Raw genomic sequence first — 24,344 nt, 5'->3', positions numbered from 1 at the left:
ATTCGTTTCCCCGGCGCGATGGGCAAACTAATTGAGAATGCCCCCTAAACCGGCGTCTGCCCATTGTCGAGCCACGGTGTAACGCGCTAAGGTTCGACTCCCCGACGCGCTTAAATTTGCTGTGCTCCGCCGCGCGGGGATCGCTGGCGGCCGGCACCCGTGACCTGACGAGTAAACGATGGCTGATTTACCGATCAACGACCTTAACGTCGCCTCCAACGAGACCCTGATCACTCCCGATCAGCTCAAGCGTGATATCCCTCTGAGCGACGTTGCCCTGCGCACCGTCACCAAGGGCCGCGAAGTCATTCGCAACATTCTTGATGGCACCGACCACCGCCTCTTCGTCGTGATCGGACCATGCTCGATCCACGACATCAAGGCTGCCCACGAATACGCCGAGCGCCTGAAGGTACTCGCGGCCGAAGTGTCCGATACCCTGTATCTGGTCATGCGCGTGTATTTCGAGAAGCCACGCACCACCGTCGGCTGGAAAGGCTTGATCAACGATCCATACCTGGACGACTCGTTCAAGATTCAGGATGGCCTGCACATCGGTCGTCAGTTGCTGCTGGACCTGGCCGAGATGGGCCTACCGACCGCGACCGAAGCCCTCGACCCGATCTCCCCGCAATACTTGCAGGACCTGATCAGCTGGTCGGCGATCGGCGCACGCACCACCGAATCCCAGACTCACCGTGAAATGGCTTCCGGCCTGTCCTCGGCCGTCGGCTTCAAGAACGGCACCGATGGCGGCCTGACGGTGGCCATCAACGCCCTGCAATCGGTTTCCAGCCCGCACCGTTTCCTGGGTATCAACCAGGAGGGTGGCGTGTCGATCGTCACCACCAAGGGCAACGCCTACGGTCACGTGGTGTTGCGCGGCGGTAACGGCAAACCGAACTACGATTCGGTCAGCGTCGCACTCTGCGAGCAAGCGCTGAACAAGGCGAAGATCAAGCCGAACATCATGGTCGATTGCAGCCACGCCAACTCCAACAAGGACCCGGCCCTGCAACCGCTGGTGATGGAGAACGTCGCCAACCAGATCCTCGAAGGCAACCAGTCGATCATCGGCCTGATGGTCGAAAGTCACCTGAACTGGGGTTGCCAGGCGATCCCGAAAGACCTCGCCGACCTGCAATACGGCGTGTCGATCACCGATGCCTGCATCGACTGGACCGCCACCGAAAACACCTTGCGCAGCATGCATGCCAAGCTCAAGGACGTGCTGCCCAAACGCAATCGCAGCTGATCGCCGTTTCGTTTCACGCATAAAAAACGCCAGGCTTAAACCTGGCGTTTTTTTATGCGTTCGCTTTGTTCACAGCTTGGCGGCATGCCGCTGGTGACGTTCCATGTAGCGTTCCACGTAAGAGCACGATGGAATGACCGTGTAGCCCATTTCTTCAGCGTATTGCAGTGCCTGCTCGGTCAACGCCGCCGCGATGCCGCGACCACGCAGCGCGTTGGGCACAAAGGTACGATAAATATCCAGGGTCTGTTTTCCCAGATCCATATAGGTCAGGTAGGCACGATAACCGTCCACAGTGGTCTCGAACTGATGACCAGCCTGGTCATGGTGGATGGACAACGCCTCGCTCATCACTACTCCTCGCGGGTCTTTAATTCTGACCCCTACCTTACCGATGTTTTTCCGGCGAAGGAACATCTACGCCACCCCGTGCCTGAATGGACACCGAGAAGAGCAGCACCAATCTCGCGCAACCGGGCACGTAACAAATAGTAGGCACCATTGGCAGAAATGCTCAAGGGACGCTCGTCATGCTGGCAGGCGGGTGTTGCTCCGGGTGATGCAGGGATGGCTCGACCGGGATCTTCCCGGGTCGGGGCCTGAACATTGCCGGATATTGAGACTTAAGACGAGCGCCCTTTGTTTAAGTCACCTCAACATGGATAAAGATATGGGAGCCGCTGCGCAAAATTCGAACAAAAGTGTGGACGACTCCATCTAGACAGACTTTAGCCAAGACTGAAAAACAGCTGCCGACTCGGGGAACTTTTCCTCGGCGGCTCGCTCAGTTCGGGCCTCGCAGCTGGATATTTTTTATACAATGCAGTTAAAAGTTGCTCGAAAAAGAATCAACGCCTACAATTTTTTTTGCTTCTTGCGCTACGTCAGTTTACTTACTACAAGTAATGGGTAGTATGTACGCCGGCTATTTCCTCACTCTGAGGAGACAGCTACTTAATAGAAAGTCCTTGAAGGGGAACACGATGAACAACGTTCTGAAATTCTCTGCTCTGGCTCTGGCCGCAGTTCTGGCTACCGGTTGCAGCAGCGTATCGAAAGAAACCGAAGCACGTCTGACTGCTACTGAAGACGCAGCAGCTCGCTCCCAGGCTCGTGCAGACGAAGCTTACCGTAAAGCTGATGAAGCTCTGGCTGCTGCTCAAAAAGCACAACAGACTGCTGACGAAGCTAACGAGCGTGCTCTGCGCATGCTGGAAAAAGCTAGCCGCAAGTAATAGTCCTTCGGGATTGTTATCAAGCCGACCCATTTTTTGGGTCGGCTTTTTATTGCCCGCCGTTTCTGCAGGCCATAAAAAACCCGCCGACGCGGTCTGCATCGGCGGGTTGCTTTAACGCGTTACTGCTGCAGGTCGATCGGCGCACTCGATACCATCGGTGCCGAAGCACCCGGCACGGCGATTTCCACCGGCAGGCCATCTTCAGCGGCGACTACGTCACGCACCACATCCCAATTCATGCGCAAGTTGTTGGTGATGTCCTCACGCTTGAGCATCGCATTGATCACGGCTGTGTGCTTGTCGACCACCGAAGGGTTGCCCTTGTCATCCAGCGGCGTGTGCGCTTCCAGATAGACCTTGCCGCCACTGAGGCCGAACTTGTACGGATCGTTGATGATGCGCACCGACGTCCCTACCGGCACCATGCTGGCCATTTCCAGCACGTTGTTGTTGAACATGCGGAAGCAACCGTGACTGGTGCGCATGCCGATACCGAACTTCTTGTTCGAACCGTGGATCAGGTAGCCCGGAGTGCCCAGGGTGAATTTGAACGGCCCCAGCGGGTTGTCCGGGCCGGCCGGCACCACATTGGGCAGCGGATCGCCATCGGCGGCGTGTTCGGCCTTGATAGACGCTGGAGGGGTCCAGGATGGGTTCGGCGTCTTGGCAATGATGCTGGTGTGGGCAATCGGCGAGCCCCAGCCTTCACGGCCGATACCCAGCGGGAAGGTGTACACCACGTTCCGGCCTTTCGGGAAATAGTAAAGACGGTATTCAGCCAGGTTGATGACGATGCCTTCACGGGGGCCCGGCGGCAGGATGAAGCGCGTCGGCAGCACCACTTCGGTACCTGCGCCCGGCAACCATGGATCAACGCCCGGGTTGGCCGCGACCATTTCCGAATAGCCCAGATCGTAGGCGGTGCCAAGGTCGGCGAAGGTGTCTTCGTACTTGGCCTTGATCACCTGCACCTGGCCGATGATGTCTTCACCGGGTGGTGGCAGGGGTAGCTCCAATGCTGCTACCGGACCCGCGACGCAGAGGGCGGCAAGAGACAGGCAGCGGGTGACGGCGGGAAAGCGCGGCAACATCCGGAAAATCCTTTGCATGATCGACAAGGGTATAAAAACGGGATTGTACACCGCCGCCCGTTATTTCGGGGAGACGTAAAGACCTGTGGTTAGGGGGACCTGCGATGAGGGGCTTGCCTGTGGCGAGGGGGCTTGCCCCCGTTCGGCGGCGTAGCCGTCGTGAAACCGGTAAATGCGTTTTTACTGTAGAACCCCGGTGATCGGAATTTGGGGCCTGCTTCGCAGTCCGACGGGAGCAAGCTCCCTCGCCACAGGCAAGCCCCCCTCGCCACAGGGGCCCTAAAGCTCGAACCGCAACTCAGGCCAGATCGGCGAGGTGCCGCGTTTTTGCGATTCCAGAATGGCCCGGCACAGCGAGCACAGGCGCTGATCCTGGAACACCGTACGATCAACGCTCGACCAGCGCGGTTGCGCCGGTAACAGACTGCCGCACAAGGTTCGGTCCGCCGAGCCGCCCAGCTCAAGCTGACGGGTCACCAGATGTACCCGCACTTCCTGGCAGGCGAACAGATCCAGCTGTTCGTCAGGCTCGATCAGTTGATAGGCAAAAAGGGACCAGGCAGGACGCGGCATCGGGGGCTCCAAATCGGGGGCGCCACCTTAGCCGAAACACCGCCGCTAGAAAAGCGTCAAAGCAGCGGTTTCAGTGTCGGCCAGACATTTTCCAGCAACTTGTCCTGAGCCGCCGCAGCCGGGTGCAGGCCGTCGCCTTGCATCAGGTCCGGATGACCACCCACACCGTCGAGAAAAAACGGCACCAGCGGGATCTTTTTCTCGTTGGCTACCTTGGTGAAAGCCTCGGCAAAGGCCTGGGTGTAACGCGCACCGTAATTGGGCGGCAATTGCATGCCCAACAACAGCACCTTGGCACCACTGGCGCGGGAGCTGTCGATCATCGACGCAAGATTTTGTTGCAATTGTGTTGGCAGCATTCCCCGCAACCCATCATTGCCTCCCAACTCGAGGATAACCAGCGCAGGCTTATGCTCTGCAAGCAGCGCCGGCAGGCGCGCCCGGCCTCCGGCGCTGGTGTCGCCGCTGATGGATGCATTGACCACCTTATCGTCGAAACCTTCGCGCTTGAGCCGTTGCTCGAGCAACGACACCCACCCCACCCGGGTATCCAGGCCGAAACCGGCGCTGATACTATCGCCAACGATCAGGACTGTACCCGACGCTGCGCTCTGGGCCATGCACATCAAGGCCAGGCCAGCACTCAAAAACCACACACGCATCGGATTCTCCATGGGCGCAAGCATTCTCACCGCGAAGAACCTCAGCAAAGTGGTTCCCAGCGCGGAAGGTGAACTGACTATCCTGCACGAACTCAGCCTGGAACTGAACAAGGGCGACAGCCTGGCCATCGTCGGCGCCTCCGGTTCCGGCAAATCCACCCTCCTCGGCTTGCTTGCCGGCCTCGACCTGCCGAGCAGCGGCGAAGTCACTCTCGCCGGTCAAGGCCTGAGCAATCTCGACGAAGACCAACGCGCCCGCATCCGTGCCGAGCACGTGGGTTTTGTCTTCCAGTCTTTTCAGCTGCTCGACAGCCTCAACGCCCTGGAAAACGTCATGCTGCCGCTGGAACTCGATGGCCGCAAAGACGCCCGTGAGCGCGCTACCGAACTGCTGCAGCGCGTCGGGCTGGGTCAACGCCTGACCCACTCGCCGCGCCAGCTTTCCGGTGGTGAACAGCAGCGTGTGGCAATTGCCCGCGCCTTTGCTGCGGAGCCCGATGTGCTGTTCGCCGATGAGCCCACCGGCAACCTCGACAGCCATACCGGCGAGCGCATCAGCGATCTGCTGTTCGAACTCAACCAGGAAAGCGGCACGACCCTGGTACTGGTCACCCACGACGAACGCCTGGCACATCGCTGCCGACGCCTGATCCGCCTTGAAGCCGGCCTGCTGGTCGCCCCTCTGGAGCCTTAATGGCACGCCTGCCGCTGTTGCGCCTGTTCAGTCTCGCCATCCGCCAGCTGCTGCGCGATGCCCGCGCCGGTGAGTTGCGCGTGTTGTTCTTCGCCTTGCTGGTGGCCGTGGCGGCGAGTACCGCCATCGGCTACTTCGGCGCCCGCCTGAACGGCGCCATGATGCTGCGCGCCACCGAGTTTCTCGGTGCCGACCTGTTACTCGAAGGCAGTTCGCCAGCACGCCCCGAACAGATAAGAAGCGGCACGGAGTTGGGCCTTGAGCACGCTCAGGTGGTGGAGTTTTCCAGCGTCATCGCCACCGACAACGGCATTCAGTTGTCCAGCATCAAAGCCGCCGATGGCGTCTACCCGTTACGCGGCGAACTGAAAAGCGCCCCCACCCCCTTCGCACCGGAACAACCCGGCGGCGGGCCGAAACCCGGCGAAGCCTGGGTCGAAGCGCGACTGCTGACCGCGCTGGACTTGAAGATCGGCGACAGCATCGACGTCGGCATGAAAACCCTGACACTGGCGCGGGTGCTGACCTACGAGCCGGATCGCGCCGGCAATTTCTACAGTCTGACGCCACGGGTGCTGATCAACCTCAGCGACCTTGAGGCGACCGGTGTGGTGCAACCCGGCAGCCGGGTCAGTTACCGTGAACTCTGGCGTGGCCCTGCCCCGGCGCTGGAAACCTATCGTCAACTGATCAAGCCAGGCCTGGCGGCCAACCAGCGTATACAGGATGCCCGGGACGGCAACCGACAGATCGGCGGCGCCCTGGGTAAGGCTGAACGTTATTTGAACATGGCCAGTCTGGTGGCGGTTCTACTGTCCGGCGTGGCGGTAGCGTTGTCAGCGACACGCTTCGCCACTCGCCGATTCGATGCCAGTGCATTGCTGCGCTGCCTGGGTCTGTCTCGCCGGGAAACCATGGTGCTGTTCAGTCTGCAATTGACCGTACTCGGACTGCTCGCCAGCATCAGCGGCGCCCTGCTCGGCTGGCTGGCACAGCTCGGGCTGTTTGCGCTGCTGCGTGATTTACTGCCAACCGATGTCCCACCGGGAGGTCTGTTGCCGGCCATCGCCGGAATCGGCACCGGACTGGTCGCCCTGGCCGGTTTCGCCCTGCCGCCACTGGCCGCTTTGGGTCGGGTACCACCGCTGCGGGTATTACGTCGCGACATGCTGCCGATTCCGTCCAGCACCTGGATGGTTTATGGCGCGGCGCTGGGCGCCCTCGGCCTGATCATGTGGCGCCTGAGCCTGGACCTGGTGCTGACCTTCGCCCTGCTCGGCGGCGGTGTGATCGCGGCGCTGGTGCTGGGCGGTTTGCTGTTGCTGCTGCTCAAGAGCCTGCGCCGGATGCTGGCCCGCGCCTCATTGCCATGGCGCCTCGGGTTGGGCCAACTGCTGCGCCATCCATTGGCAGCTGCGGGTCAAGCCCTGGCCTTCGGTTTGATTCTGCTGTCCATGGCATTGATTGCGTTGCTACGCGGCGAGTTACTCGACACCTGGCAAAACCAGCTGCCGAAAAACGCCCCGAATTATTTCGCCCTGAACATTCTGCCAGCGGACAAACAGGCCTTTACCGATCGATTGATGGAATTGTCGGCTCAATCGGCGCCGCTGTACCCGGTGGTGCCGGGACGGCTGATCAGCATCAATGGCGAACCGGTGCAGGACATCGTCAGCAAGGATTCGGCCGGTGATCGAGCCATTCAACGCGACCTGAGCCTGACCTGGGCGGCAGACCTGCCGGCGGGTAACAAACTCACCGCCGGTAACTGGTGGGACCAGCAACCGGCGGATGAAATACCCGGTGTTTCGGTGGAAGGTAAAGTTGCCGAAAGCCTCAAACTCAAGCTCGGCGATCACATGGTATTCACCGTCGGCGGGGCCAATCGGGAGGCGAAAGTCACCAGCCTGCGGGAGATCAACTGGGACAATTTCCAACCGAACTTTTTCATGATCTTCCAGCCCGGCACCTTGAAGGACTTGCCGGCGACCTACCTGACCAGTTTCTATCTGGCGGCCGGTCACGATCAGCAGATCGTCGACCTGTCCCGCAGCTTTCCGGCAGTGACCATTCTGCAAGTCGAAGCCTTGCTGGCGCAGCTGCGCAGCATCCTCGCCCAGGTGACCCTGGCGGTGGAATACGTGCTGTTGTTTGTGCTGGCCGCGGGGATGGCGGTGTTGTTCTCCGGCTTGCAGGCAACCCTCGATGAACGCATTCGCCAAGGTGCGTTGTTGCGAGCGCTGGGTGCCGAACGGCAGTTGCTGGTCAGGGCCCGGCGTATCGAATTCGGCCTGCTCGGCGCGGTCAGCGGGTTATTGGCGGCACTGGGTTCGGAACTGGTGAGCCTGGTGCTCTACCGTTACGCTTTCGACCTGCCCTGGCATCCGCATCCGTGGCTGTTGGTATTGCCGCTGATCGGCGCGGTGTTGATCGGCGGTGCCGGTGTGTTCGGCACACGCCGCGCCTTGAACGCCAGCCCCCTGACAGTCCTGCGCGAGGGTTGATAGACTCAAGCACTCTGATCCACGTATTCAACCACAAGAAGTCGCCATGAGCCGTTATCGCCCTCCCCGCACCGCTGGCACCGCGCTGATCACCCCCGAAGGTGAAGCGCGGATGCGGGCCGAGTTTCATGAGCTCTGGCATGTACGGCGGCCTCAGGTAACGCAGTCGGTCAGCGAAGCGGCAGCACAGGGCGATCGCTCGGAAAATGCCGAGTACACCTACGGCAAAAAAATGCTGCGCGAGATCGACAGTCGCGTGCGCTTTCTCACCAAACGCCTGGAAGCACTCAAGGTCGTCAGCGAAAAACCCAGCGATCCGAACAAGGTTTATTTTGGCGCCTGGGTCACGATTGAAGATGAAGACGGCAAGGAGTCGCGTTATCGCATCGTCGGGCCGGATGAGCTGGATTTGAAACAAGGCCTGATCAGTATCGACTCACCGTTGGCGCGCGCCTTGATCGGCAAGGCTCTGGACGCCGAAGTGCGGGTCCAGACACCAACCGGTGAACAATGCGTGTATATCGTGGCGATCGAGTATCTGTGAGCCGCAGCGCTCTAAGCCTCAGCGTCGGGTAATCAGCCCTTGGCGAGCCACGCGAGTCAGCTGCCTGATCACTTCAGGCGCATCCTCGGCACCGGGCGCCAGAATCACCGCCAGATCGAAACTGTCGTTGGCAAAACGTGCCAGTGACTCGCCATCGTCGACAAACTGAATCAGGAAGGCTGCGGGCCCGCCGGTGCGACGTGGCCAGCCATCGAGGTAACGCAATAGCGTCGGCTGATGTTTACCGCCAAGCAGGATTTTTGGATTGCGTTGGGTCAGGTGTGCCGTGATCGGCGCGGGGCGTACAACAGGGCTTAGTGCATTCATTGTGTCGTGTCTCTGCCTCAAAAGTCTGCATGGCAGGTGAGAGGCAACACCGAACCAGCGCTTTAGCGGTATTTCGAAGCCTGTTTCGAGCTTCTATCGGCAACTGAACGAGTCACCTGGCGCCCCGCAAGTAGCTGTTTAAATCGGCGCATGAGCAGCATCCTAGAGAAGCTGACCGGACAGTGTCAAGAATCACCAGCAACAAAAAAGGCCTGCACAGTGCAGGCCTTTTCGTTGTGCCAGAGTGGTCAGCTGGTGATGGCGCGGTCTACCGACAGCTTGCCTGCACCTTCGATCAGCACTGCGAGGCTGCCGCCGAGCAAGGCCAGGGCGAATTCATAACCGTTATTGGCCATGAACAGACCGTTGCTGATGTGCACCGTGAAAATAGCCACCAGCGAGAGAAAGGTCAGCCCCAGCGCTGCCGGGCGTGCCAGCAGACCGATGATCAGCGCCAGACCGCCGAAGAACTCGGTACCACCAGCCAGGATCGCCATCAGGTGACCCGGCGCCAGCCCAATACTTTCCATGTACTGCGCGGTACCGGCAATGCCGTAGCCACCGAACATACCAAAGAGTTTCTGTGAGCCGTGGGCCGCGAAGATGATGCCGACGAAGATCCGCAGAATTGTCAGACCGTAGCCCGCGCGGGTGGACAGTACCTTGTTGATCAGTGTGCTCATGCTGTGTCATCCATTGTGAGTGTGTGTTGGTTGGCCGCCATATTAATCAATAAAACTCATGTTAAAAGCGCAAAAAACGCACCATAACAATCAGTTTAGTAGATCATTTCCGTGAGGCAACTTTTTGCCCCTGGGGCTCCAACGACTCCCGCTCCCGATCGAACGCCAGGTAATACTTGTTCACGCTATTAACATAGCTGACCGCCCCCATTCCCACCTGCTCCATGGCAATGCGCTCGACCTGGAAAAACCACTGATTAGGGTTCAAGCCGCGCCGCCGGGCCTCGGCGCGCATGCCCTGGACCCGCTCCGGCCCCATGTTGTAGGCCGCCAACACGAACGCCATGCGCTCGCGTTCGTTGAGTTTGGGGCTGGCAAAAAACTTGCGGCGGATCATCGCCAGGTACTTGGCCCCGGCCTGCACATTGGCGTCCAGGTTCTGAATGTTACTGACGCCAACCCGTTGCGCCGCAGACGGGGTAATTTGCATCAGGCCAGTGGGGCCGCTGCCGCTTCTGGCGTTGGGTTGCAGCGCCGACTCCTTGAAGGCCAGCGCCGCCAGGTTCAGCCAGTCCATCCCTTGGGCTTCAGCGTGCTTTTGCAGAACCGGTCGAAGTTTTTCCAGGCGTTGCCGATCAGCCTTGGCCAGGGGGTAGTGCACTTGATACAGGCGCCGATAGATCCGCAGGAACGCCGCATCCTGATCCGACGGCTTCTTGTAGGTGGTCAAGAAGCGATCGATGCTCGCACGCAGCATCGAGGCGTCGCGGCGCACGAACCAGTACTCCTCGCCCGGCTCGCTGATGAGGACCTGGCGATCGAAGCGCAACTTGGACAGGATCTTGCCCCAGCGTTCGGCAATCGGTTGCTCGACGATCGTCAGATGAAAGATCCCGCCCTGAACCATTTCCAGCACGTCCTCGACGGCCAGGCTTGGATCGACCCACTCGATTTTCACCGGGGGCAATTTGTGCAGTGCAAGCTTTTGATTGATCTGACTGACGGCATCCCCGGCCGCGCTGCCGGTGGGTAGCGCGAGGGTTTTGCCTGAGAGTTGTTCGAGACGGGTGTAATGTCGTTCGCCTTTGATTCCCACCAACAGCAACGGCACATTGCTGGCAATCGGTTGACTGGTGCTGACCGCGAGGCCCGATTGCGGATCAAGCAATTCCCCCGGCGCAACCAAATCACCCTCCCCGCGCTGCAACGCGCCGAGCAGTTGATCCTTGGCTTTGGGAATGATCTTGAGGGTGATTTCCTGGCCGTCACGGGCGTAGCCATTGAGGTATTGCTCGAAAGCGCGCAGGCGGTGGTATTCGACGCCGATGGCCTGGCCCTGGACTTCGCCGGAGCTGTTGCGGCTCTGGTTGACCAGCACCCGCAACACGCGACTGCTGCGAATTTCCGCCAGGTCGCGGACCTTGGCCGCGGGCACTGCTTGCAACGGCCCGGCCAGACGCGCAACCGCCGGCATCGGCAGCAGCAACGAACAACACAGCAGTAACAACACCGAGGGACGTGTCATCCACTCTCCGGAAAGAATACTGGCCGACCTCATGGCTATTGCATGATGTCGAACGACAGAACAGAGCGCTTGAAGCGCTGATAAAGTGCGAGAGAGTGGCACAGTGACAGCAAACCTACCAATCCGACTTGTCTCGCGGCCTCAACAGACAGCTTTAACTCGTTGTAGTTCTTGGCTTTTCTTATAAATCTACAGCTCTGATATGCTTTCCGGCCTTTGGTCCGAGGTAGCACCATGCAACTCATCGATATCGGCGTCAACCTGACCAACCCCAGTTTCGCCGACAAACACCAGGCTGTACTCGACCGCGCCTATGCTGCCGGGGTCTGCCAACTGGTGCTCACCGGGACCAGCGTCGAGGGCAGCGAACAGGCTCTGGAGCTGTGCCAGCAACTGGACGAAAGTGCTCAGCGGCTGTTCGCCACGGCCGGCATTCATCCGCACTCGGCCAGCGACTGGAACGCCGACAGCGCTCAGCGTCTGCGCTGTTTGCTCAAGGAGCCGAACGTGGTGGCCGTGGGTGAATGCGGCCTCGATTTCAATCGTGATTTCTCGCCCCGCCCGCAGCAGGAAAAAGTCCTCGAAGAGCATCTGGCGATGGCGGTCGAGCTGCAATTGCCGGTGTTCCTGCACGAGCGCGACGCCAGCCAACGGTTGCTGGAGATCCTGCGCGATTATCGCGATCAATTGCCGGCTGCCGTGGTGCACTGCTTCACCGGTGAAAAGAAGGCGCTGTTCAGCTATCTCGACCTGGATTTGCACATCGGCATCACTGGCTGGATTTGCGACGAGCGCCGGGGCACGCACCTGCATCCGTTGGTCAAAGAGATTAAACGCGGGCGCTTGATGCTGGAGAGCGATGCGCCGTATCTGCTGCCCCGCAGTTTGCGCCCCAAGCCGAAGAATGGTCGCAACGAGCCAGCTTACTTGACCGAAGTGTTGCGTGAAGTCGCGTTGCATCGTGGGGAAACGGTGGAAGATTTGGCTGCCCATAGCACGGCCTGCGCACGAGCGTTCTTCGGTCTGCCCTCAATCCCCCTATAACCACAAATTCCCTGTGGGGGCGGGGTGTGGCGAGGGGGGCTTGCCCCCGTTCGGCTGCGTAGCAGTCGTATACACCGCGATTGCAGGTTTTGGGGCCGCTTCGCGACCCAACGGGGGCAAGCCCCCTCGCCACACAGGCTCGCTCCCACATTTGGATAGGCTGTGCTCGTTGACCTGTATCAACATCTGAATCCCTGCATAGCGGCACAATACTGGCACCTTGCCAAAACTGTTTCCGCTATCAGAGAAGACCTCCATGGGTGCCTGGCTTAGCAACATCTCGCTGAAATACAAATTCTGGGCGGTCAACGCCGTCGCCTTCGTCACCACCCTGTTGCTGGTGCTGTACGCCGTGCAGCTCGAACAACAGGCCCGCAGCCACGCCGCCCAGGCTTCGGCCCAGGCTCAGGCGCGATTGCTCGACACCTGGCCTGCCGGGCAACCACTGCCCAAGGCCGATCACCTTCTTACCTTCCATCGCGGGCAGGCGCCGTTGCTGAACGGGCAACCGGTGCTGGAGCTGACCGATACCAACGGTTGGGTCGAGATCAACGCCATGCCGCTGTTCGGGGAAAATCCGCTGATGGGCGCCGAAGTGTTCACTCGCCCCGATGGCCAACAAGTGGCAGTGATTGCCTACGGCCCAAGCCTGAGCCAAGTGTTCGGTGAACGCTTCACCCACTACGCGGTAGCGGTGTTCATCCTGATGCTGGCGATGCTCGGCGCGTCGCAACTGTTGATCCGCTTCCTGCTCAGCCAGCTCAACACCTTGAAAGACGTGATGCTCCACGTCGAGAAAACCGGCGACTTGTCGGCCCGTGTGCCGCTGGCCTGCCAGGATGAAGTCGGGCAAATGGCCAACGCGTTCAACGCCATGCAGGCCGGTTACCAGCGAGTGGTCAATACCGTCGCCAGCACTGCCCGGCAATTGGATGTCGGCGCCGCACGGCTGGCTTCAAGCATGAACGAGGTGCGTCACGGCATGCTCGATCAGCAAAGCGAAACCGATCAGGCCGCCACAGCGATCAACGAAATGACCGTCACGGTCCATCACATTGCCCAACACGCCAGTGCCACCCGCGACCTCTCGCAAACCGCCGACACCCTGGCCGGCAGCGGCCAGGAAGTGGTCACTCGGGTACAGAAATCGATTAGCGGGTTGTCCACCGGCGTGCAGCAAACGGCCGAGATGATTCAGCGCCTGGCCGAGGACAGCCAGAAGATCAACGGCGTGGTCAGCGTGATCCACAGCATCGCCGAACAGACCAACCTGCTGGCCCTTAACGCCGCCATCGAAGCGGCCCGGGCCGGAGAAATGGGCCGCGGGTTTGCGGTGGTCGCCGATGAAGTGCGTAACCTGGCCAAACGAGTCCAGACGTCCACCGACGAGATCACCACCATGGTTTCAGCGTTGCAGGCCGGCACTCGGGACGCGGTGGACTTTATGCAGGAGAGCTCGGACAAGGCGCACGACTGCATGCAGCAGGCTCAGGAAGCCAGCGTGGCCCTGGCCGAAATTACCGGTGCGGTGGCGCAGATGCGTGAAAGCAATACGCAGATCGCGGTAGCGGCCGAGCAGCAGAGCCATGTGGCGGAAGAAATGAATCGGTCGGTGGTGAGCATTCGGGATGTGACCGAGAACACCGTGCAACAGACCGTGAATTCGGCGATCACCAGCAATGAGTTGGCGATGTTGGCCGGGGAATTGAGCAAGGCCATCGGGCAGCTCAAGCTTTGAGGGCCTCTTCGCGAGCAAGCTTCGCTCCTACAAGGTCGACATAAATCCTGTAGGAGCGAGGCTTGCCCGCGAAAGCGTCAGCCCGGTCAACATCAATATTGACCATGCCCCCTATCACTTCGATAGCCAGCCTTGATTCGCCGACGGCTTTCGCCGGGCCTATCCTTTGTTCAAAGAGCCTCAACGAACCAAGGACAAACATCATGGGTAAACGTCACCCCAACCTTCCCGCGTGGCAATGGCGAGCGTACCCGAACAATCACCAGCACCCGACCAATCTGGTGTTGCACCTGATTGCCGTGCCGCTGTTCATCGTGGCGTTTTTACTGATGGTCTCGGGGGTGTTCAGCCTGGATCTGGCGAGCATCGCGATCGGTATCATCGGCCTGCTCGCCGCCCTGGGCCTGCAGCGTCACGGTCACCGCCTGGAGGCACAAGCCTCCGAGCCGTTCAGTGATCGCAAAGATGCTGTGTCGCGCTTGCTGGTCGAGCAGTTCCTGACCTTCCCACGGTTTTTCTTCAGTGGCGGCTGGTGGCGCGCCTGGCGTGAACGCCACCGTCGTCGTCGCTGATCAGGCGAAAATCGTTACCGTCTGCCGGCTCATGGCGATCAACTGACCGTCTTCGCTCCACAGTTTTGCGGCGGCGTGCCCGTAGCCGTCAGCGGCATACTCGATGTCCACCAGGTACTTGCACCAGTCCAGCGTGCTCAACGCAAGCAACGGCTGGACGAATTCGATGGTCCAGGTCAGCGTGCTGCCTGCCGCCGGTTTCTTCAGATGCGACAACAAGGACGGCGGCCAGGCGTCGACCAGCGCCAGAATATGCGCCTCGCTGACCGCCTCGTCCTTCACATCCCCACGCAAGCGCACCCAACCACCCATCTCGCGGGATGTGTTGCCGGTAAACGGCAGGCCACCGACACTCCAGCGCATTGCCATATGACGCATGAATTCCGGGGTCACACCTTTGATATAGGGCATTTCCTGGCAGTCGTCCCAGTGTTTCATCTCGGGCGCAGCGTTGGCCGTGACCGCCACCTCGGAAGGTCGCGAGGCGCCGAAGCTGCCCTGGACCAACGTCACCACTTGCCCCTTCTGCATCGCCCGGCCCAACACCTGGCTGACGGCTTTGCCTTCGCGCAGCACATCGACTTCAAAACTGACCGGCACATCGGGTTCGACCGGACCGACAAAGGTGATTGCCAGCGAGCGCACCGGACGATCCGCCGGGACTCTTGCGCGCATGGCTTCGTATTGCAAGGCGGCTACCAAGCCACCAAAACTCGCCCGCCCCTGGCCCCACTCGGCCGGAATAGACAGCGCTTGCGGCTGGCTGCGAACAGCGTCGAGCAGATCGGAAAAGCGCATGGGAACCTCAGAGACAGGAAAATGGATGGGACGATCTTAACCAGCCCGCAAAGTCGGCACAGCGCTTATTCCGGCCAAAATCACTGACAGATGAGCCGCGCCTGGCTGGAACACACAACTAATGTGGGAGCGGGCTTGCTCGCGAAGAGGGCATAACATTCAACGCAAATGTTGAATGTCAGACCGCTTTCGCGAGCAAGCCCGCTCCCACATTGGATTTGTGGTGATTTCAGGATTTGAAGCAGGTGGCGCTGAGTTTGTCGAGGACGCGGTCGGCGCGCTCTTCGGCCTTGGCCATCGTGGTTGTCCAGACCGCGACACATGGCTGCAAATCGGGTTCTTCCTTGGCACGGGCCAGCCACTGCCAGCTATCGTGCCAATCACCCAGAGCAGCCTGGGCCGATTTCAGTCTGGGCAGGGCCGCTTCCGGCAAACGATCCAGTTCGGGGTAGGCTTCAATGCCATAGCGCACGCGCTTGATCAGCAGGCGCAAACGATGGCGGTCATGGGCGGGATCATGCAAGGCCTGGTCGAGTTTCTTCCATTGTTTGGCCAGGCGTTTTTCGATGCGTTTGCGCAAGCCCTTGAGCAAGCCCTGACGCTGAGAGGCCCGCAGGAAACGCGGAAAGGCGTCGAGGATCATCAGCATCTGCGCCAGCTCCGGGCTCGCCGCCACGATGGGATAAGCCTCGGCCATCCGCGCCATGCGCCGGTGCGCGGCCTCGGGTTGATCGTGCTGGAGCAAATACGCCGCCAGCACTTCGCGATCGCGCAACGGCGTGGTCAGTTCACCGACCCGGGACGCCGCCGCTTCCAGCTGTTCGACCCCGGGCAAGCCGCGCAAGGGTCGCAGCAAGCTGCGCAAACGCCGCACGGTGGTGCGTAGATCGTGCAGCGCTTCCGGGTCGGTGCGGGCAGTCAAGCGTGCCTGACAGGCGAGCAGACGAACGTCCAGGCCCAGAACATGAGCCACCAACCGATCAACCAAGGTCGACATCGCTTGCTCCCTGAATCGAATTGCCCCAAGTGCGCTCTATCATGCCTCAACGACCGGCGCGGGACTCACGAATGTAGAAGCGCGCCTTCTCGGCCTTCTTGGTACAACCCTCGTATGCTTCGAATTGCTGCTGGGTCTTGGCACCGGTCAGCAACGACAGCGCCTTGGAGTAGCTGACCGTCCCGGCAAAGCCCTCGACCTTGGCCAGGTCCAGTTCACGCCAGGCGGCGTCGAGTTGGCTACCGCAGTTGTCACGGTAAGCGGTTTTACCGGCACAACCGGCGAGTGCCAAGGCAATCAACGGCACACAGATCCAGGCTTTCATCACTCACACCTCAAAGATAGGTAAACAGTCATGCACGTAAGACGGTCTGGCGCGTGAAAAGTGCCTTTGGCCCGCAACGGAAACTCTAGCACTGGCGAGAATACCCATTCGTTTTCCCGGAGTGTCAAAAAACGACGCACTGGCCTCGCTGAACGACCATAGCGATTGAAGCTTGCCCCTCGATGGGTGCATTGTTGAACCTTGTCAGAGAGGGTGTTTCATGAAAAAGCGTGTCGCACTGGTGCTGGGCTCGGGTGGCGCCCGGGGCTACGCTCATATCGGCGTCATTGAAGAGATCGAACGGCGTGGCTACGACATCGCCTGCATCGCCGGTTGCTCCATGGGCGCAGTAGTCGGCGGGATCTATGCCGCCGGTAAACTCAACGATTATCGCGACTGGATCGAGAGCCTGGATTACCTCGACGTGTTGCGTCTGGTGGACGTCAGCTTTCGTCTGGGCGCGATTCGCGGAGAGAAGGTCTTCGGGCAGATCCGCAAGATCGTCGGCGAGATCAACATCGAAGACCTGCGCATCCCCTACACGGCCGTGGCCACAGACCTGACCAACCAGCAGGAAATCTGGTTCCAGGAAGGCTGCCTGCACCAGGCCATGCGCGCTTCGGCGGCGATCCCCAGCCTGTTCACACCCGTGATGCAGGGCAATCGAATGCTGGTGGACGGCGGTATCCTCAACCCGTTGCCGATCGTGCCGGTGGTGTCGAGCCATTGCGACTTGATCATCGCGGTCAACCTCAACTCCACCAATCAGCGTCACTATCAACTACCGGTGATCCAGCGCCCGGCGGCGTTCAGGTCTCGGTTCGACAGCCTGATCAACTCGCTGGGTTCCAAATTGCCCTTCCGCCGCAAACAAGCCGAACAATTGCTGCTGCTGGAAAAGGAAGCGTTGATGGCAGAAGCGGCCGAGATCAACCCGTGGATCGAATCCGCCGAACCCGAAGCCCAGCAACCGGCGGCCGCCCCGGAAAGTAATGGCGCACCGAAGTCCGCCACCGGGTCGATCATCATCGACAACGTGGGGCCGGCGTCCTTGCTGGACCTGATCAACCAGAGTTTCGAGGTGATGCAGACGTCATTGGCGCAGTACAAGATTGCCGGGTATCCGCCGGATATCTTGATCAACGTACCCAAGCGGGTGTGCCGGTTTTTCGAGTTCTACAAGGCGCCGGAGTTGATCGCACTGGGGCGCGAGATAGCCCGCGATACGCTGGATCGGTATGAGAGTGAGCGAAATGAAGATTGGCGGTGACTGATCCGGCGCCATCGCGAGCAAGCCCGCTCCCACAGTGGATCTGTGAACGCTGAAGATCCCTTGTGGGAGCAGGCTTGCTCGCGAAAGCGTCAGATCAGTCAATACAAGACTAAAAGCCATCCTCATTCAACAACCGATACCCCACCCCCGCCTCGGTGACGATGAACCTCGGTTGAGTCGGATCATCCACCAGTTTCTGCCGCAAGTGCCCGACCACGATCCGCAGATAGTGGCTGTCCTCGGTGTGGGTCGGGCCCCAAATGTCTTTGAGCAATTGCTGCTGGGTGATGACCCGTCCCGGGTGCCGAGCCAGTTGCGCCAGTACGGCGTATTCCTTGCGCGTCAGCGCCACTTCGGCACCGTCCAATAGCACCCGGCGATAAGCCAGGTCGACAGTGAGCGGACCGAAGCTGAGCGCCGCTTCCTGGGCCTCACCGGTCGGCGCCTGACGCAGCAACGCGCGCACTCGGGCCAGAAACTCCTGGATGCCGAACGGCTTGGTCACGTAGTCGTTGGCGCCGCCATCCAGGGCTTGGACTTTCTGCCCTTCGCTGGCGCGCACCGAGAGCACCAATACCGGCACCGTCGACCACTCGCGAAACTCGCGCAGCACTTGCTGACCGTCCATGTCCGGCAGACCGAGGTCGAGCACCAGCAGGTCGGGTTTGTTCAATGCGGCCTGGGCCAGGCCTTCCGTACCGGTGCCGGCTTCCAGCACTTTGTAGCCTTGGGAGGCGAGGCTGATGCGCAGGAATTTGCGGATCTGCGGTTCGTCGTCGATGACCAAAATGGTCGCGGTCTGGCTCATGAATTCACATCAACACAAAGAGGTGGCAAGAGAGTAGCGCAGGTGAGTTCAGGCTTCACTGTCCAATCCCGGCTGAGTCTGCAATGGCAAGTGCAGCGTGATGCAGGTGCCACGCCCTTCGATACCGTCGGCGACGCTGATCCGCCCGCCATGGGCACCGACCATGCCCTGACAGATCGCCAGCCCCAGCCCGGTGCCCTGCCCGCCGCGATCGCCGCGAGCGGCGGTGTAGAACATGTCGAAAACCTTCGCCCGCTCCTCCTCCGGAATCCCCGGCCCCTCATCGCTCACCGAAAAAAACAGCTCGCGGTCATTGGCCCCGGCACGCAATTCAAGACGCCCGTGGGACGGAGAGAAACGCGCAGCGTTTTCCAGTACGTTGACCAGTGCTTGTTCGATCAACGCGGCATGCACATAGAGCAGCGGCAGTTCGGCTGGTACTTCGGTAATGACTTGCAATGATGCCAGCACCGCGCGCAGACGGTTGAGTGAACTGCCGACGATGTCTGCCGGCGACACCCAGTCCCGCGCCAGCTTCAGGGCGCCATGACCGAGGCGAGTCATGTCCAGCAGGTTTTGAATGTAGCGATCCAGTCGTTCGGCTTCATCGCGGGTGCCTTCAAGCAGTTCGCGGCGGTCCTCCAGCGGAATCGCCTCGCCAAGTGCCAACAGGCTGTCGATGCTGCCGCGCATGGAGGTCAGCGGCGTGCGCAAATCGTGGGACACCGAGGCCAGCAGCGCGCTGCGCAGTTGCTCGGTTTCACCATGCAAGCGCGCCGCCTCAAGGTCATCGGCCAGTTGCGCCCGGGCCAATGCCTGGGCCAACGGCTGGCTCAGCGCAGTCAGCAAGCGCCGACGCTGGCCGCTCAGGGTCTGCCCCTCTTTGGCGCACACACCGAGCAACGCCAGCGGCCCGTCATCCACCGACAATGGCCACCACCACCAGCGCCCGAACGGCAAAGTGCCTGTGCCCGCGCCGGCCGGTTGGTCGTGTTGCCAGGCCCAATCGGCGGCGGCGCGCTCGGCCTCGGAAAACTCCAGCGGCCCACCGGTTTCGACTTTCCAGCCACTCTGGCCATCGCGATTGAGCAGGCACAGTTTCAGGTCGGTCCAGTCGTTGAGGTGCTGCGCCGCCGCGCTGACCACGGCCTGACGGTCGGTGGCGGCGGTGAGTTTGCGCGACAGGTCGAGCAGTTCGGTGGTTTCTTCCTGGGTGTCGCGCAACGCCTGCAATTGCCGCCGTTGCCGCGCCGCAAGGTTGCCGGTCAAGGCCGCCATCAACAGGAAGAACAGCAAGGTCAGTACGTCTTCTTCGCGCTGGATGCGGAAGGAGAACGTCGGTGGGATGAACAGAAAGTCATAGGTCAGAAACGATAGCGCCGCACAGGCCAGCGCCGGGCCGAGGCTGCTGCGCACCGCCACCAGCAACACCGCCGCGAGGAACACCAGCGAAATATTGGGCAGCGGCAAGACGCTCGACACCGCCCAGGCCAGGGCACTGGCGAGCACCGTCGCCACCAGCGCCAATGCGTAGTCGAACCAGACCAACGACTGCGCCGAACGCTGGCGCGGCTGATGCTGTTCGTGATCGCTGTCGAGCACGTTGATTTCCAGCCCGCGAGCATCGCGCAGCAAACGTGACGCCAGACCGCCGCCGAACAACCGTCGACGCAAACGCTGACGCGACTGACCGACCAACACCAGGCTGGCGCGTCGTTCGGCGGCGTGCTGGATCAGGGTTTTCGCCACCTCTGCGGCGCGCAGCAACACCACTTCGCCACCGAGGCGTTCAGCCAGTTGCTGGGCGCTTTGCAGGCGCAGGCGCGACTGCTCGTCGCGCACACGGCCGTTGTCCACATGCACCAGGCTCCACGGCAGATGCCGCCGCTGGGCGACGCGACTGGCGTGACGCACCAGGCGCTCGGCCTGAGCATCGCCATCGACGCCCACCAGCAAGCGACCGCGCACGGCCGGCGCGGCCTGTCCCAACTGGCGATAACCCTGCGCCAGATCGTCATCGACCTGGGCCGCTGCGGTTTGCATCGCCAGTTCGCGCAGGGCGGTGAGGTTGGTCTGGGTGAAGAACGCATCGATGGCCGCCCGGGCCTGCTCCGGCACGTAGACCTTGCCATCGCGCAGACGCTCCAACAGTTCGCGCGGCGGCAGGTCGATCAGCAGCAGTTCGTAGGCTTCTTGCAACACCCAGTCCGGCAGGGTTTCGCGTACCTGCACGCCGGTGATGCCGCGCACCTGATCGTTGAGGCTTTCCAGATGCTGGACGTTGACCGTGGTGTATACGTCGATGCCGGCGGCCAGCAGTTCCTGGATGTCTTGCCAGCGTTTGGTGTGCCGACTGCCGGGGGCGTTGCTGTGGGCCAGTTCATCCACCAGCACCAGTTTCGGTTTGGCTTTGATCAGACCGTCGAGGTCCATTTCTTCGAGCATCACGCCGCGGTATTCCGAGCGCACCAACGGCTGCTGCGGCAAGCCAGCCAGTAGCGCTTCGGTTTCGGCGCGACCGTGGGTTTCGACTACGCCGGCCATGACTTTCACGCCTTGGCGCAGTTGAGTGTGGGCGGCTTGCAGCATGGCGTAGGTCTTGCCGACCCCCGGGGCGGCGCCAAGGAACACCTTGAGCCGGCCACGGCCATCGCGGGGCAGGTCTGCTAACAGCGCGTCGGCGCGGCCGGAGTCACTCATGCTTGAAGCTCTCTTTTTTCAGATATTGAGGGGTGATTGTTCAGCCGCCTTCGCGAGCAAGCCCGCTCCCACATTGGATCTGTGAACGCTGAAGATCCCTTGTGGGAGCGGGCTTGCCCCCGAATGGCGCCACCACCGATTTACAACTTTTCCAGCGCCCTATTCAGCGCCAACACATTCACCACCGGAGGCCCCACCAACGGCTGCTCGATATGCGCGCCCAGCAGTTGCTCAAGCGTAGACACTGGCAGATTGCGCGCCGCCGCGACACGCGCCAGTTGATAGGCAATCGCGGCCGGTGGCAAGTGCGGATCGAGGCCACTGCCGGAGGTGGTCAACATGGCCAACGGCACTGGTCCCTGACCGGCCACCTGCAATTTATTGGCTTCGTCAATAACGCGAGTGGCCAGCGCCGGATTGCTGGGCGAAAGGTTGCTGGCACTGCTCGACACGGTGGCAAAGGCACCGGCCGATGGCCGTGGGTGGAACCAGGCGTCGCCGACGAAATCCTGGGCAATCAGCGACGAGCCACGGACCTTGCCGTCGGCATCGCGTACCAGGCTGCCGTTGGCCTGGTCCGGGAAGGCGACCTGAGCGACGCCGGTGACCACCAAGGGGTAGGCGACGCCAGTGATCAGGGTCATCAGCACCAGCAGGCTCAGGGCCGGACGTATCAGTGTGGACATTTCAAAATCCTCGATTCGATAAAAAACTCATGCCTGGAAGCTACTGCTCAGCCCGTGGCAAAGGGTCTTTTGTGGCGAGGGGGCTTGCCCCCGTTGGGTTGCGCAGCAGCCCCAAAATCTGAAACTTCATTGCTTCAGACATACCGCATATATCGGGCTGGCGACTGCTTCGCAGCCGAACGGGGGCAAGCCCCCTCGCCACAAAAAGCTCGCACAACCCGGTCAACCGTCAAACCAAATGCAACGCGGTCAACAACATGTCGATCGCCTTGATGCCCACGAACGGCACCAGAATCCCGCCCACCCCGTAGATCAGCAGATTGCGTCGCAGCAGTGCAGCAGCACTCGCCGCCTGTACCCGTACACCACGCAGCGCCAACGGGATCAGCACCACAATGATCAGGGCGTTGAACACAATCGCCGACAGGATCGCGCTCTGCGGACTGCTCAGGTGCATGACGTTGAGCACCCCCAGTTGCGGGTAGATCGAGGCGAACAACGCCGGCAGGATCGCGAAGTACTTGGCCACGTCGTTGGCGATGGAAAAGGTGGTGAGCGCACCGCGGGTCACCAGCAATTCCTTGCCTATTTGCACCACGTCCAACAGCTTGGTCGGATCGCTGTCGAGGTCGACCATGTTCGCCGCTTCCCGCGCCGCTTGCGTGCCATCGTTCATCGCCATGCCGACGTCAGCCTGGGCCAGGGCTGGGGCGTCGTTGGCACCGTCGCCGCACATGGCAACCAGGCGACCGTCGTCCTGCTCGTGACGAATGCGCGCCAGTTTTTTCTCCGGCGTGGCTTCGGCCAGCACATCATCCACGCCTGCTTCGGCAGCAATCGCAGCGGCGGTCAGCGGGTTGTCGCCAGTAACCATGACCGTGCGAATCCCCAGCTTGCGCAGTTCGGCGAAACGCTCGCGGATGCCAGGCTTGACCACGTCCTTGAGGTGGATGACACCGAGCAATTTGCCGTCGGCACACACCAGCAACGGCGTGCCCCCGCTCTGGGCGATCTTGTCGATTTCCCGGGACAGAGGCGCTGCCAGATCGGCGCGTTTCAGGCCAACGAAGGTCAGCAGAGAATCCACCGCGCCTTTGCGATACACGCGGCCCTGATAGTCGACACCGGACAGACGGGTTTCAGCGCTGAACGGCACGGCGGTCAGCACCTCGGCGGACGGCTCCGGTTGCGGGTGAAGACCGCGCAGGTACTCGACGATGGATTTGCCTTCAGCCGTGTCATCGGCCAAGGAGGCAAACAACGCGCCTTCGGCCAATTCCCTGGCCGTGACGCCGGGTGCTGCATACACCGCGGTGCAACGACGGTTGCCGAAGGTGATGGTGCCGGTCTTGTCCAGCAGTAGAACGTGCACGTCCCCCGCCGCTTCCACGGCTCGACCGGACTTGGCGATCACGTTCAGGCGCACCAGACGGTCCATCCCGGCGATACCGATGGCCGACAACAAACCGCCGATAGTGGTCGGAATCAGCGTGACCAATAACGCCACCAGAAACACCAGCGGCAGGTTGCCGTTGGCGAAGTGGGCGAACGGTTGCAGGGTCACCACCACCAGCAGAAAGATCAGGGTCAGGCCGATCAGCAGGATATCCAGCGCCACTTCGTTCGGGGTTTTCTGGCGTTTGGCGCCTTCGACCAGGGCGATCATGCGGTCCAGGGTCGACTCGCCGGGGTTGGCGGTGATGCGCACCAGCAGCCAGTCGGACACCAGTCGGGTGTTGCCGGTGACGGCCGAACGGTCACCGCCGGACTCGCGAATCACGGGCGCCGACTCACCGGTAATCGCCGCTTCGTTGACCGCCGCAATGCCTTCGATCACCTCGCCGTCACCGGGAATCATCTCCCCCGCTTCGACGCGCACCACATCGCCCTTGTGCAGGCTGGTGGCCGGCACGACCTGAAAGCTGCCATTGGCGTTTTTGCGCCGGGCACTCAAGCCTTCGCTGCCGGCCTTGAGGCTGTCGGCACGGGCCTTGCCGCGACCTTCGGCCAGCGCTTCGGCGAAGTTGGCGAACAACACGGTGAACCACAACCACAACGCGATTTGCGCGGCGACGAAGGTCGGCACGGCGCTGTCGGGAATGAAGCACAGCACGGTGGTGAGGATGGCGGTCAGTTCCACCACCAGCATCACCGGCGCACGTTGCAACTGCCGTGGGTCGAGCTTGACGAAGGCTTGCACCAGCGCCGGACGCCAGAGCGCGGCAATGGCTGTTTTCGGCTGTTCCGGCGCCTTGACGGTGACGGCTTTAGTTGCGGACATATTCATCATCGTGCTCCTAAAAAAGC

The 24,344-nt window shown here is 61.1% G+C and carries 24 protein-coding genes; 9 read left to right on the top strand and 15 right to left on the bottom strand.

Features of this window, described 5'->3' with window-relative positions:
- Window positions 1-178 precede the first annotated feature (178 nt).
- On the top strand, window positions 179-1,255 hold the full coding sequence (locus tag ACA044_RS09315) for a 3-deoxy-7-phosphoheptulonate synthase (RefSeq protein ID WP_497446098.1): 1,077 nt from the start codon (window positions 179-181) through the stop codon (window positions 1,253-1,255).
- 69 nt (window positions 1,256-1,324) lie between these two features.
- On the opposite strand, the gene ACA044_RS09310 is transcribed toward ACA044_RS09315, so the two are convergent.
- Complete coding sequence (locus ACA044_RS09310) at window positions 1,325-1,606, bottom strand: GNAT family N-acetyltransferase (RefSeq protein WP_030132333.1); 282 nt, start codon at window positions 1,604-1,606, stop codon at window positions 1,325-1,327.
- 632 nt (window positions 1,607-2,238) lie between these two features.
- Between ACA044_RS09310 and oprI the strand changes: the two genes are divergently transcribed.
- Window positions 2,239-2,490 carry an outer membrane lipoprotei OprI gene (oprI, locus tag ACA044_RS09305; RefSeq protein WP_003172710.1) on the top strand — a complete coding sequence of 84 codons (252 nt, stop codon included), beginning with the start codon at window positions 2,239-2,241 and terminating at the stop codon, window positions 2,488-2,490.
- Window positions 2,491-2,612: 122 nt separating this feature from the next.
- On the opposite strand, the gene ACA044_RS09300 is transcribed toward oprI, so the two are convergent.
- The 3 genes from ACA044_RS09300 to ACA044_RS09290 form a co-directional block, all read right to left on the bottom strand.
- Window positions 2,613-3,584, bottom strand: a complete 972-nt coding sequence (locus tag ACA044_RS09300; RefSeq protein ID WP_497446097.1) for a L,D-transpeptidase family protein — start codon at window positions 3,582-3,584, stop codon at window positions 2,613-2,615.
- Window positions 3,585-3,863: 279 nt separating this feature from the next.
- Complete coding sequence (locus tag ACA044_RS09295) at window positions 3,864-4,157, bottom strand: hypothetical protein (RefSeq protein ID WP_007899882.1); 294 nt, start codon at window positions 4,155-4,157, stop codon at window positions 3,864-3,866.
- 56 nt (window positions 4,158-4,213) lie between these two features.
- Window positions 4,214-4,819: an arylesterase gene (locus tag ACA044_RS09290; RefSeq protein WP_497446096.1), complete on the bottom strand. Its 606-nt coding sequence runs from the start codon at window positions 4,817-4,819 to the stop codon at window positions 4,214-4,216.
- A gap of 10 nt (window positions 4,820-4,829) precedes the next feature.
- Here ACA044_RS09290 and ACA044_RS09285 point away from each other — a divergent pair, with 10 nt between their 5' ends.
- The 3 genes from ACA044_RS09285 to greB are packed head-to-tail and all read left to right on the top strand — an operon-like array spanning window position 4,830 to window position 8,561.
- Window positions 4,830-5,513 (top strand): ABC transporter ATP-binding protein, encoded by a 684-nt coding sequence (locus ACA044_RS09285; RefSeq protein WP_007899869.1) that lies wholly within the window; start codon window positions 4,830-4,832, stop codon window positions 5,511-5,513.
- A complete protein-coding gene (locus ACA044_RS09280; RefSeq protein WP_497446095.1) occupies window positions 5,513-8,017 on the top strand; it encodes an ABC transporter permease in 2,505 nt (834 codons plus the stop codon). Before ACA044_RS09285 ends, ACA044_RS09280 begins: the two co-directional genes overlap by 1 nt.
- Window positions 8,018-8,063: 46 nt before the next feature.
- On the top strand, window positions 8,064-8,561 hold the full coding sequence (greB, locus tag ACA044_RS09275) for a transcription elongation factor GreB (RefSeq protein WP_095196793.1): 498 nt from the start codon (window positions 8,064-8,066) through the stop codon (window positions 8,559-8,561).
- 18 nt (window positions 8,562-8,579) lie between these two features.
- Here greB and ACA044_RS09270 read toward each other — a convergent pair whose 3' ends face one another.
- The 3 genes from ACA044_RS09270 to ACA044_RS09260 form a co-directional block, all read right to left on the bottom strand.
- The gene (locus tag ACA044_RS09270; protein WP_497446094.1) at window positions 8,580-8,888 is read right to left on the bottom strand and encodes a class I SAM-dependent methyltransferase; all 309 of its coding nucleotides are present in this window, start codon (window positions 8,886-8,888) and stop codon (window positions 8,580-8,582) included.
- Window positions 8,889-9,136: 248 nt separating this feature from the next.
- Entirely contained in the window at window positions 9,137-9,571 is a 435-nt protein-coding gene (locus tag ACA044_RS09265) for a DoxX family protein (RefSeq protein ID WP_497446093.1), read from the bottom strand.
- A gap of 103 nt (window positions 9,572-9,674) precedes the next feature.
- Complete coding sequence (locus ACA044_RS09260) at window positions 9,675-11,096, bottom strand: MltF family protein (RefSeq protein ID WP_497446092.1); 1,422 nt, start codon at window positions 11,094-11,096, stop codon at window positions 9,675-9,677.
- Window positions 11,097-11,330: 234 nt separating this feature from the next.
- On the opposite strand from ACA044_RS09260, the gene ACA044_RS09255 reads away from it, so the two are divergent.
- Both ACA044_RS09255 and ACA044_RS09250 read left to right on the top strand, forming a co-directional pair.
- Entirely contained in the window at window positions 11,331-12,140 is an 810-nt protein-coding gene (locus tag ACA044_RS09255; protein WP_497446091.1) for a TatD family hydrolase, read from the top strand.
- Between the two features lie 256 nt (window positions 12,141-12,396).
- A complete protein-coding gene (locus ACA044_RS09250) occupies window positions 12,397-13,878 on the top strand; it encodes a methyl-accepting chemotaxis protein (RefSeq protein ID WP_497446090.1) in 1,482 nt (493 codons plus the stop codon).
- Here the strand turns inward: ACA044_RS09250 and ACA044_RS09245 are convergent.
- A complete protein-coding gene (locus ACA044_RS09245; RefSeq protein ID WP_497446089.1) occupies window positions 13,868-14,083 on the bottom strand; it encodes a hypothetical protein in 216 nt (71 codons plus the stop codon). The genes ACA044_RS09250 and ACA044_RS09245 overlap by 11 nt on opposite strands.
- Between ACA044_RS09245 and ACA044_RS09240 the strand changes: the two genes are divergently transcribed.
- Window positions 14,082-14,450 carry a terminase gene (locus tag ACA044_RS09240; protein WP_497446088.1) on the top strand — a complete coding sequence of 123 codons (369 nt, stop codon included), beginning with the start codon at window positions 14,082-14,084 and terminating at the stop codon, window positions 14,448-14,450. The two genes, ACA044_RS09245 and ACA044_RS09240, sit on opposite strands and share 2 nt — an antisense overlap.
- Here ACA044_RS09240 and ACA044_RS09235 read toward each other — a convergent pair whose 3' ends face one another.
- The 3 genes from ACA044_RS09235 to ACA044_RS09225 all read right to left on the bottom strand — a co-directional run bounded on the left by ACA044_RS09235 (window position 14,451) and on the right by ACA044_RS09225 (window position 16,570).
- Window positions 14,451-15,248 carry an acyl-CoA thioesterase gene (locus tag ACA044_RS09235; protein ID WP_497446087.1) on the bottom strand — a complete coding sequence of 266 codons (798 nt, stop codon included), beginning with the start codon at window positions 15,246-15,248 and terminating at the stop codon, window positions 14,451-14,453.
- A 229-nt stretch (window positions 15,249-15,477) separates the two neighbouring features.
- Window positions 15,478-16,245, bottom strand: a complete 768-nt coding sequence (locus tag ACA044_RS09230) for a CHAD domain-containing protein (RefSeq protein ID WP_497446086.1) — start codon at window positions 16,243-16,245, stop codon at window positions 15,478-15,480.
- Between the two features lie 46 nt (window positions 16,246-16,291).
- On the bottom strand, window positions 16,292-16,570 hold the full coding sequence (locus ACA044_RS09225; protein ID WP_497446085.1) for a hypothetical protein: 279 nt from the start codon (window positions 16,568-16,570) through the stop codon (window positions 16,292-16,294).
- Between the two features lie 220 nt (window positions 16,571-16,790).
- On the opposite strand from ACA044_RS09225, the gene ACA044_RS09220 reads away from it, so the two are divergent.
- Window positions 16,791-17,840 (top strand): patatin-like phospholipase family protein, encoded by a 1,050-nt coding sequence (locus ACA044_RS09220; protein WP_497446084.1) that lies wholly within the window; start codon window positions 16,791-16,793, stop codon window positions 17,838-17,840.
- A gap of 112 nt (window positions 17,841-17,952) precedes the next feature.
- Here the strand turns inward: ACA044_RS09220 and ACA044_RS09215 are convergent, their stop codons facing one another.
- The 4 genes from ACA044_RS09215 to kdpB all read right to left on the bottom strand — a co-directional run bounded on the left by ACA044_RS09215 (window position 17,953) and on the right by kdpB (window position 24,324).
- On the bottom strand, window positions 17,953-18,651 hold the full coding sequence (locus ACA044_RS09215) for a response regulator (protein WP_497446083.1): 699 nt from the start codon (window positions 18,649-18,651) through the stop codon (window positions 17,953-17,955).
- Between the two features lie 48 nt (window positions 18,652-18,699).
- Window positions 18,700-21,351 (bottom strand): DUF4118 domain-containing protein, encoded by a 2,652-nt coding sequence (locus ACA044_RS09210; RefSeq protein WP_497446082.1) that lies wholly within the window; start codon window positions 21,349-21,351, stop codon window positions 18,700-18,702.
- A gap of 140 nt (window positions 21,352-21,491) precedes the next feature.
- The gene (gene kdpC, locus ACA044_RS09205) at window positions 21,492-22,037 is read right to left on the bottom strand and encodes a potassium-transporting ATPase subunit KdpC (protein ID WP_497446081.1); all 546 of its coding nucleotides are present in this window, start codon (window positions 22,035-22,037) and stop codon (window positions 21,492-21,494) included.
- A 229-nt stretch (window positions 22,038-22,266) separates the two neighbouring features.
- On the bottom strand, window positions 22,267-24,324 hold the full coding sequence (gene kdpB, locus ACA044_RS09200; protein WP_497447191.1) for a potassium-transporting ATPase subunit KdpB: 2,058 nt from the start codon (window positions 24,322-24,324) through the stop codon (window positions 22,267-22,269).
- Between the last annotated feature and the right edge of the window lie 20 nt (window positions 24,325-24,344).

The sequence above is a fragment of the Pseudomonas sp. LBUM1673 genome, assembly GCF_059695645.1.
Note: the sequence above shows the minus strand (reverse complement) of the source record. Positions and strands in the feature narration are given on the sequence as shown.

Coding starts and splice junctions, on each gene's coding strand:
- ACA044_RS09315 (WP_497446098.1), top strand. CDS start 179: ATGGCTGATTTACCGATCAACGACCTTAACGTCGCCTCCAACGAGACC.
- ACA044_RS09310 (WP_030132333.1), bottom strand. CDS start 1,606: ATGAGCGAGGCGTTGTCCATCCACCATGACCAGGCTGGTCATCAGTTC.
- oprI (WP_003172710.1), top strand. CDS start 2,239: ATGAACAACGTTCTGAAATTCTCTGCTCTGGCTCTGGCCGCAGTTCTG.
- ACA044_RS09300 (WP_497446097.1), bottom strand. CDS start 3,584: ATGTTGCCGCGCTTTCCCGCCGTCACCCGCTGCCTGTCTCTTGCCGCC.
- ACA044_RS09295 (WP_007899882.1), bottom strand. CDS start 4,157: ATGCCGCGTCCTGCCTGGTCCCTTTTTGCCTATCAACTGATCGAGCCT.
- ACA044_RS09290 (WP_497446096.1), bottom strand. CDS start 4,819: ATGCGTGTGTGGTTTTTGAGTGCTGGCCTGGCCTTGATGTGCATGGCC.
- ACA044_RS09285 (WP_007899869.1), top strand. CDS start 4,830: ATGGGCGCAAGCATTCTCACCGCGAAGAACCTCAGCAAAGTGGTTCCC.
- ACA044_RS09280 (WP_497446095.1), top strand. CDS start 5,513: ATGGCACGCCTGCCGCTGTTGCGCCTGTTCAGTCTCGCCATCCGCCAG.
- greB (WP_095196793.1), top strand. CDS start 8,064: ATGAGCCGTTATCGCCCTCCCCGCACCGCTGGCACCGCGCTGATCACC.
- ACA044_RS09270 (WP_497446094.1), bottom strand. CDS start 8,888: ATGAATGCACTAAGCCCTGTTGTACGCCCCGCGCCGATCACGGCACAC.
- ACA044_RS09265 (WP_497446093.1), bottom strand. CDS start 9,571: ATGAGCACACTGATCAACAAGGTACTGTCCACCCGCGCGGGCTACGGT.
- ACA044_RS09260 (WP_497446092.1), bottom strand. CDS start 11,096: ATGACACGTCCCTCGGTGTTGTTACTGCTGTGTTGTTCGTTGCTGCTG.
- ACA044_RS09255 (WP_497446091.1), top strand. CDS start 11,331: ATGCAACTCATCGATATCGGCGTCAACCTGACCAACCCCAGTTTCGCC.
- ACA044_RS09250 (WP_497446090.1), top strand. CDS start 12,397: ATGGGTGCCTGGCTTAGCAACATCTCGCTGAAATACAAATTCTGGGCG.
- ACA044_RS09240 (WP_497446088.1), top strand. CDS start 14,082: ATGGGTAAACGTCACCCCAACCTTCCCGCGTGGCAATGGCGAGCGTAC.
- ACA044_RS09245 (WP_497446089.1), bottom strand. CDS start 14,083: ATGATGTTTGTCCTTGGTTCGTTGAGGCTCTTTGAACAAAGGATAGGC.
- ACA044_RS09235 (WP_497446087.1), bottom strand. CDS start 15,248: ATGCGCTTTTCCGATCTGCTCGACGCTGTTCGCAGCCAGCCGCAAGCG.
- ACA044_RS09230 (WP_497446086.1), bottom strand. CDS start 16,245: ATGTCGACCTTGGTTGATCGGTTGGTGGCTCATGTTCTGGGCCTGGAC.
- ACA044_RS09225 (WP_497446085.1), bottom strand. CDS start 16,570: ATGAAAGCCTGGATCTGTGTGCCGTTGATTGCCTTGGCACTCGCCGGT.
- ACA044_RS09220 (WP_497446084.1), top strand. CDS start 16,791: ATGAAAAAGCGTGTCGCACTGGTGCTGGGCTCGGGTGGCGCCCGGGGC.
- ACA044_RS09215 (WP_497446083.1), bottom strand. CDS start 18,651: ATGAGCCAGACCGCGACCATTTTGGTCATCGACGACGAACCGCAGATC.
- ACA044_RS09210 (WP_497446082.1), bottom strand. CDS start 21,351: ATGAGTGACTCCGGCCGCGCCGACGCGCTGTTAGCAGACCTGCCCCGC.
- kdpC (WP_497446081.1), bottom strand. CDS start 22,037: ATGTCCACACTGATACGTCCGGCCCTGAGCCTGCTGGTGCTGATGACC.
- kdpB (WP_497447191.1), bottom strand. CDS start 24,324: ATGAATATGTCCGCAACTAAAGCCGTCACCGTCAAGGCGCCGGAACAG.